The organism is Pseudomonas arcuscaelestis (genome assembly GCF_016881005.1).
Lineage (GTDB): Bacteria > Pseudomonadota > Gammaproteobacteria > Pseudomonadales > Pseudomonadaceae > Aquipseudomonas > Aquipseudomonas arcuscaelestis.
Genome location: NZ_JACOPV010000037.1, coordinates 1 through 7,088, shown reverse-complemented (window position 1 = coordinate 7,088; position 7,088 = coordinate 1). Strand labels below are relative to the sequence as shown.

Sequence of the window (7,088 nt, the reverse complement as noted above, 5' to 3'; positions counted from 1 at the left end):
TGCAGATCTACAACACAGAGCGGCCCCATATGGCCCTGAAAAACAAAACGCCCGATGCGGTGCATCGGGCGTTTTGAGGCCTGGTGGCCTACCTGAAAAGGTGTAAACCTACTTCAGGACTAGACACGAGGACTTATCCACACCCATTACCTTGGCAGCGAGTGATTATTGACCCGGCTGAGCCTCACTCAACATCAGCTTGCCTTCTTTATCCAGCGGGATCTGCGAGCCAGGGTCACGGTCCATCCGCACCTTGCCGACCTTGTCTCCAATCGAATATTTAACGTCATAACCAACCACTTTCTCGCTCAGGTCATTGACCGTGTTGCAGCGAGTTTGCGTAGTGGTATACGTATCACGCTCCTGCATGCCTTCCTGCACCTTGTTACCGGCATAACCGCCACCAACGGCACCTGCTACCGTGGCGATCTTCTTACCAGTACCACCGCCAACCTGGTTACCCAACAGACCACCCGCTACAGCACCCAGCACGGTACCGGCAATCTGATGCTGGTCCTTAACCGGTGCTTGACGTGTAACAGTAACGTCCTTGCACACTTCTCGCGGCGTCTTGACGGTCTGCTTGACCGGCTGAACTGCCAACACCTCGGCGTATTCCGGCCCACCCTTGACCAGGCTGTAGGTGGCTACAGCACCCCCGGCAGTCACACCGACCGCACCCAGAACCGCACCCACCAACATTGACTTGTTCACGTGAACCTCCTGATCGTACCTACGGGACATTGCCCGCTTTCTCCTTGCCTTGGAGCATAAAAAAAGGCGCGAGTTCAATACTCGCGCCCTCTTCTAAGACGAACAGTGTAGGAAATGTCTTTATGGACGCTCGTCTACACCTTCAGCCTTGACGGTAGGAATCAGGTCTTCACTGTTCAGGTTCAGCCAGATCAGCACCACGTTGGCGATGTAGATCGACGAGTAGGTACCCGCCATTACACCGATGAACAGTGCTAGCGAGAAGCCCCACAGGTTATCGCCACCGAAGAACAGCAGCGCGGCGATGGCCAGCAAGGTCGAGATCGACGTTGCGACCGTACGCAGCAAGGTCTGGGTGGTCGAGATATTGATGTTGTCGATCAGCGACGTCTTGCGCAATACACGGAAGTTCTCACGCACCCGGTCAAATACGACGATGGTGTCGTTGAGCGAGTAACCGATGATCGCCAGTACTGCTGCCAGCACTGTCAGGTCAAAGGTGATCTGGAAGAACGACAGGATACCCATCGTCACGACCACGTCGTGGATCAGCGACAGAATCGCACCCAAGGCAAATTTCCACTGAAAGCGGAACGCCAGGTAGATCATGATGCCGCCAAGCGCCAGAAGCATACCCAGGCCACCTTGGTCGCGCAGTTCCTCGCCCACTTGCGGCCCCACGAACTCGACGCGCTTGACCACCGCCGGGTTGTCGGTATTGACCTTCTTCAGCGCCTCGGCAACGCGATTACCCAGCAAAGGGTCATCCCCTGGCATACGCACAAGCAGGTCAGTGGTAGCACCGAAGCTCTGCACCACAGCATCGTGGAAGCCAGCCTTACCCAGTTCTTCGCGAACCTCGCCGAGGTTGGCTGGACGCTCGTAGGTCAGCTCGATGAGCGTACCGCCGGTGAAGTCCAGACCGAAGTTGAGACCCTTATAGAACCAGCTGAACAGCGCCAGAACCGTTAGAAGCAGGGTGATGCCGAACGCAACGTTGCGCACACCCATGAAGTTAATGGTACGTAACATGGCAGCCCCTTAAACCCACAGCTTCTTGATATCACGCCCACCGCAGGTCAGGTTGACCATTGCACGGGTAACCATAACGGCCGTGAACATCGAGGTGAAAATCCCGAGGGACATGGTAACCGCGAAGCCCTTGACCGGACCGGTACCCATGGCGAAGAGGATGCCGCCGACCAGCAAGGTGGTCAGGTTGGCGTCGACAATCGCTGTATAGGCACGGTTGAAGCCTTCGTGGATGGCGCGCTGCACCGACATGCCATTGGCAAGTTCCTCTCGAATACGCGAGAAGATAAGTACGTTGGCATCGACCGCCATACCCATGGTCAGAACGATACCGGCGATACCTGGCAAGGTCAGGGTTGCACCCAGCAGAGACATCAATGCCAGCAGCATGACCATGTTACCGGCCAGGGCGATGGTGGCGATCAGACCGAAGAAGCGGTAGATAGCCATGATGAACAGCGAGACGAACAGCATGCCCCACAAGGATGCATCGATACCCTTGGTGATGTTGTCGGCACCCAGGCTAGGACCAATGGTGCGCTCTTCAGCGAAGTACATCGGAGCAGCCAGGCCACCGGCACGCAGCAGCAGGGCCAGTTCCGACGACTCACCCTGGCCATTGAGGCCGGTGATGCGGAATTGACTGCCCAGTGGCGACTGAATCGTTGCCAGGCTGATGATTTTCTTCTCTTCGGTGAAGGTCTGGACAGGAACGTCTTTTTCAACACCATCGACCATCTGCTTCACGTAGCGCGTGGTAGGACGCTGCTCGATGAAGATCACCGCCATGCTGCGACCGACGTTGCTGCGAGTTGCGCGGCTCATCAGTTCACCGCCATGACCATCCAGACGGATGTTCACCTGCGGACGCCCCTGCTCGTCGAAGCTCGCTTGAGCATCGGTAACCTGGTCACCCGTGATGATCAGGCCACGTTCGACCGCTGCAGAACGACCACCTTCGCGGAATTCGAAGGTTTCGGTGGTCGCTTTCGAAGCGCCCGGCTCAGCACCCAGACGGAACTCGAGGTTAGCGGTCTTGCCGAGAATACGTTTGGCTTCGGCAGTGTCCTGCACGCCTGGCAGCTCAACCACGATGCGGTTTGCACCCTGACGCTGTACCAGTGGCTCGGCGACGCCCAGCTCGTTGACTCGGTTACGTACCGTGGTCAAGTTCTGCTTGATCGAGTATTCACGGATTTCCGCGACCTTGGCCGGGGTAATCGCCAGACGCAGCACCGACAGGCCATTACGCTCGGTGGTGGTCAACTCGAAATCATTGAAATTCTTGCGGATCAGGCTACGGGCCTGCTCGCGGGACGCATCATCGGAGAAGCCCAGCTGAATGCCGCCATCAAGTTGCGGCAGGCTGCGATAGCGCACACGCTCTTTGCGCAGCAGGCTTTTGACTTCACCTTCATAGACTTTCAGTCGGGCCGACATGGCCTTGTCCATGTCCACTTCAAGCAGGAAGTGCACACCACCAGAAAGGTCAAGACCCAGCTTCATCGGGCTCGCACCCAGATTGCGCAGCCATTGCGGAGTGGTCGGGGCCAGGTTCAGAGCTACAACATAGTCGTCGCCCAGTGCCTTGCGCACTACATCCTTGGCTGGAAGTTGATCTTCCTGCTTGGTCAGACGCAATAGTGCGCCCTTGCCTTTCTCGCCCAGGCTTGCTGCCTTGACCTGGATACCGGCATCGACGAGCGCTTTGCTCGCGCGATCCAGATCCGCCTGAGTGACCTGCAACGCCGTGCTGGCACCACTGACCTGTACGGCCGGATCATCAGGATAGAGGTTGGGAGCGGAATAAATAAAACCGATCGCCAGTACCACCAGGATCAGTGCGTATTTCCACAGAGGGTATTTGTTCAGCATCACGCCGCCCGTTCAAGACGCGGGGCGCCTTGCGCGCCCCGTCGATTGGAAAAAAACTGAAACTTAGATCGCTTTGAGCGTACCTTTTGGCAGGGTCGCGGCAACGGCGCCCTTCTGGAACTTCAGTTCAACGTTGTCGGAAACTTCCAGTACCACGAAGTCATCGGCAACTTTGACGATCTTGCCAGCAATGCCGCCGTTGGTGACAACTTCATCACCTTTTTGCAGGTTGCTCAGCAGGTTCTTCTGCTCTTTGGCACGTTTGGCCTGTGGGCGCCAGATCATCAGGTAGAAGATAACCAGGAAACCGACCAGGAAAATCCACTCGAAACCGGTTCCGGCTGGACCGGCGGCAGGGGCGGCGGCGTCCGCGTAAGCGGCGGGGATCAGAAAGCTCATTTAGCACTCCAGTTGCAATCAGTACTTGTTAGGGATCGACAAAACATCAGTCCAAGGGCGGCACAGGAAGCCCGCGCTTAGCGTAAAAGGCATCGACAAAGGCGGCCAATGTACCTTGTTGAATAGCCTCGCGTAAACCAGCCATCAAGCGCTGGTAATGGCGCAAGTTATGGATCGTATTCAACATGCTGCCCAACATTTCGCCGCACTTATCCAAGTGATGCAGATAGGCACGGGAGAAGTTCTGGCAGGTGTAGCAGTCACAGGTCGGGTCCAGCGGCGAATCATCATGGCGATGGAACGCGTTACGGATTTTGAGCACGCCGGTGTCAATAAACAGATGGCCGTTGCGCGCGTTGCGCGTAGGCATCACGCAATCGAACATGTCGACGCCGCGGCGCACACCCTCAACGAGATCTTCCGGCTTGCCTACCCCCATAAGGTAACGAGGTTTGTCAGCCGGCATCTGGCCTGGCAGGTAATCCAGCACTTTGATCATTTCGTGCTTGGGCTCACCCACCGACAGACCGCCAATGGCAAGGCCATCGAAGCCGATCTTGTCCAGGCCTTCGAGCGAGCGCATGCGCAGGTCATGGTGCATGCCACCCTGAACGATACCGAACAGCGCTGCAGTGTTGTCACCATGCGCATTCTTCGAACGCTGGGCCCAGCGTAGCGACAGCTCCATGGAGATGCGCGCGACATCTTCATCGGCCGGATACGGGGTGCACTCGTCGAAGATCATTACCACGTCAGAGCCCAGGTCACGCTGAACCTGCATCGACTCTTCCGGCCCCATGAACACTTTGGAACCGTCCACCGGCGAGGCGAAGGTTACGCCCTCTTCCTTGATCTTGCGCATCGCGCCCAGGCTGAATACCTGGAAGCCACCGGAGTCGGTGAGGATCGGACCTTGCCACTTCATGAAGTCGTGCAGGTCGCCGTGGGCCTTGATTACCTCAGTACCTGGGCGCAGCCACAAGTGAAAAGTATTACCCAGGATCATCTGCGCACCAATGGCCTCGATATCACGCGGCAACATGCCCTTGACCGTACCGTAGGTACCCACCGGCATGAACGCCGGGGTTTCGACCACGCCACGGGGGAACGTCAGGCGACCACGACGGGCCTTGCCGTCAGTGGCCAGCAATTCGAAGGACATACGACAGGTGCGACTCATGCTTGATCCTCGGGGCCGCGCGGCGCCGGATTGCGGGTGATGAACATGGCATCACCGTAACTGAAGAAGCGGTACCCGTTTTCAACCGCCGCTGCATAGGCAGCCATGGTTTCGGGGTAGCCGGCGAATGCCGAAACCAGCATCAACAGCGTGGATTCAGGCAAATGGAAGTTGGTAACCAGGGCATCGACTACGTGAAAGGGGCGGCCTGGAAAAATGAAGATATCGGTGTCACCGCTGAACGGCTTTAGCACACCATCGCGAGCAGCACTTTCCAGCGAACGCACGCTGGTTGTGCCCACGGCAATTACCCGACCGCCCCGCGCACGGCAAGCGGCCACGGCGTCGACCACGTCCTGGCCCACTTCCAGCCACTCTTTATGCATGTGGTGGTCTTCAATGCGTTCGACACGCACAGGCTGGAAGGTACCCGCGCCGACGTGCAGGGTGACAAAGGCGGTTTCCACGCCCTTGGCAGCAATGTTGGCCATCAGTTCTTCGTCGAAGTGCAGCCCGGCAGTTGGTGCGGCAACTGCACCGGCGCGCTCGGCATACACCGTCTGATAGCGCTCACGGTCAGCGCCCTCGTCTGGACGATCTATATAAGGAGGCAACGGCATGTGGCCGACACGATCGAGCAGCGGCAACACCTCTTCGGCAAAACGCAGCTCGAACAAGGTGTCGTGACGAGCTACCATTTCGGCCTCGCCACCACCATCGACAAGAATCTGCGTGCCTGGCTTTGGCGACTTGCTCGAACGCACGTGGGCCAGCACGCGATGGCTGTCCAGCACCCGCTCGATCAGAATTTCCAGCTTGCCGCCACTGGCTTTCTGGCCAAACAGCCGCGCAGGAATCACCCGGGTATTGTTGAACACCATCAGATCGCCCGGACGCAGGTGTTCGAGCAAATCGGTAAACTGGCGATGAGCCAGAGCCCCGCTCGGACCGTCCAGGGTCAACAGTCGGCTACTGTGGCGCTGCGCCAATGGATGGCGAGCGATCAGGGAATCAGGAAGCTCAAAGGAAAAATCAGCAACGCGCATGATGGTGTTCGGTTTGACAGGGCCGCAAAGTTTAGCCGAAAAGACAAAAATTAACCATGAAAGCTGATTGACCAACGGTAATGACCTCTCTATACTTCGCCGCCACAAGCCCTGATGGCGGAATTGGTAGACGCGGCGGATTCAAAATCCGTTTTCGAAAGGAGTGGGAGTTCGAGTCTCCCTCGGGGCACCATCTGCAGTACATAGACGACTACCAGCGTCTAGGTAACACCTCTAAAGCCCGCTAACTGCGGGCTTTTTAGTCTCTGGAGTTTCATCCTCCCTCGCACGTCAATGACTCCCAGCCTTCCGGCAAACAAACCATCGTAGATGGCAAGAAGTCGACCCGACGCGACCCAGTAGACAACGCTGAATTAAATCGATCTTAAACAGTGCGTGGAACCCTCCAGCTGAACGCTGTAAGAGCGCCGTCATAGAAAGCAACTCAAGGTAGCCAGAACCCGCTGGAGAAGCTCCAGGAGCCTTACAGCGCTATGGCTATCGCAGAATGCCTCGTGGTATAGCGCCTCAGGCCTTTGTGTAAGCATACAGATACCCAAGACCACCCCCACCAGGGTGGATTTTTTTGCCTATCGATTTGTCGATTTAACGCCAGCGATATCAACCGCTGGACGCTGGCTTGACCTGCGACTGCGGTGCGTATGGGTATGGGTATCGCGAGGCACGCAAGCCGCCACATTGACGCGGCTTGCGATCGCGGAAAAGACAAAACCCCTACCTGCATGCGCAGATAGGGGTTTCGGAATTTAATCTTGACGATGACCTACTCTCACATGGGGAAACCCCACACTACCATCGGCGATGCATCGTTTCACTACTGA

6 protein-coding genes and 1 tRNA gene are annotated in these 7,088 nt (G+C 57.1%); 1 reads left to right on the top strand and 6 read right to left on the bottom strand.

Annotation, left to right across the window (positions count from 1 at the left end):
- Positions 1-165 precede the first annotated feature (165 nt).
- The 6 genes from H8F21_RS28955 to queA all read right to left on the bottom strand — a co-directional run bounded on the left by H8F21_RS28955 (position 166) and on the right by queA (position 6,246).
- Entirely contained in the window at positions 166-714 is a 549-nt protein-coding gene (locus H8F21_RS28955) for a glycine zipper 2TM domain-containing protein (RefSeq protein ID WP_136478044.1), read from the bottom strand.
- Positions 715-834: 120 nt separating this feature from the next.
- The gene (gene secF, locus H8F21_RS28950; protein WP_203482658.1) at positions 835-1,746 is read right to left on the bottom strand and encodes a protein translocase subunit SecF; all 912 of its coding nucleotides are present in this window, start codon (positions 1,744-1,746) and stop codon (positions 835-837) included.
- A gap of 9 nt (positions 1,747-1,755) precedes the next feature.
- Positions 1,756-3,621 (bottom strand): protein translocase subunit SecD, encoded by a 1,866-nt coding sequence (gene secD, locus H8F21_RS28945; RefSeq protein WP_136478046.1) that lies wholly within the window; start codon positions 3,619-3,621, stop codon positions 1,756-1,758.
- Between the two features lie 63 nt (positions 3,622-3,684).
- Positions 3,685-4,020: a preprotein translocase subunit YajC gene (yajC, locus tag H8F21_RS28940; RefSeq protein WP_010223473.1), complete on the bottom strand. Its 336-nt coding sequence runs from the start codon at positions 4,018-4,020 to the stop codon at positions 3,685-3,687.
- 46 nt (positions 4,021-4,066) lie between these two features.
- Positions 4,067-5,182 (bottom strand): tRNA guanosine(34) transglycosylase Tgt, encoded by a 1,116-nt coding sequence (gene tgt / locus H8F21_RS28935; RefSeq protein ID WP_168198526.1) that lies wholly within the window; start codon positions 5,180-5,182, stop codon positions 4,067-4,069.
- A 14-nt stretch (positions 5,183-5,196) separates the two neighbouring features.
- Entirely contained in the window at positions 5,197-6,246 is a 1,050-nt protein-coding gene (queA, locus tag H8F21_RS28930) for a tRNA preQ1(34) S-adenosylmethionine ribosyltransferase-isomerase QueA (RefSeq protein WP_203482659.1), read from the bottom strand.
- A gap of 108 nt (positions 6,247-6,354) precedes the next feature.
- Here queA and H8F21_RS28925 point away from each other — a divergent pair.
- Positions 6,355-6,439, top strand: a tRNA-Leu gene (locus H8F21_RS28925).
- Positions 6,440-7,088 lie beyond the last annotated feature (649 nt).

What these genes read in the sequence shown, in the direction of transcription:
- secF (WP_203482658.1), bottom strand. Translation starts at nt 1,746, where the DNA reads ATGTTACGTACCATTAACTTCATGGGTGTGCGCAACGTTGCGTTCGGC.
- secD (WP_136478046.1), bottom strand. Translation starts at nt 3,621, where the DNA reads ATGCTGAACAAATACCCTCTGTGGAAATACGCACTGATCCTGGTGGTA.
- yajC (WP_010223473.1), bottom strand. Translation starts at nt 4,020, where the DNA reads ATGAGCTTTCTGATCCCCGCCGCTTACGCGGACGCCGCCGCCCCTGCC.
- tgt (WP_168198526.1), bottom strand. Translation starts at nt 5,182, where the DNA reads ATGTCCTTCGAATTGCTGGCCACTGACGGCAAGGCCCGTCGTGGTCGC.
- queA (WP_203482659.1), bottom strand. Translation starts at nt 6,246, where the DNA reads ATGCGCGTTGCTGATTTTTCCTTTGAGCTTCCTGATTCCCTGATCGCT.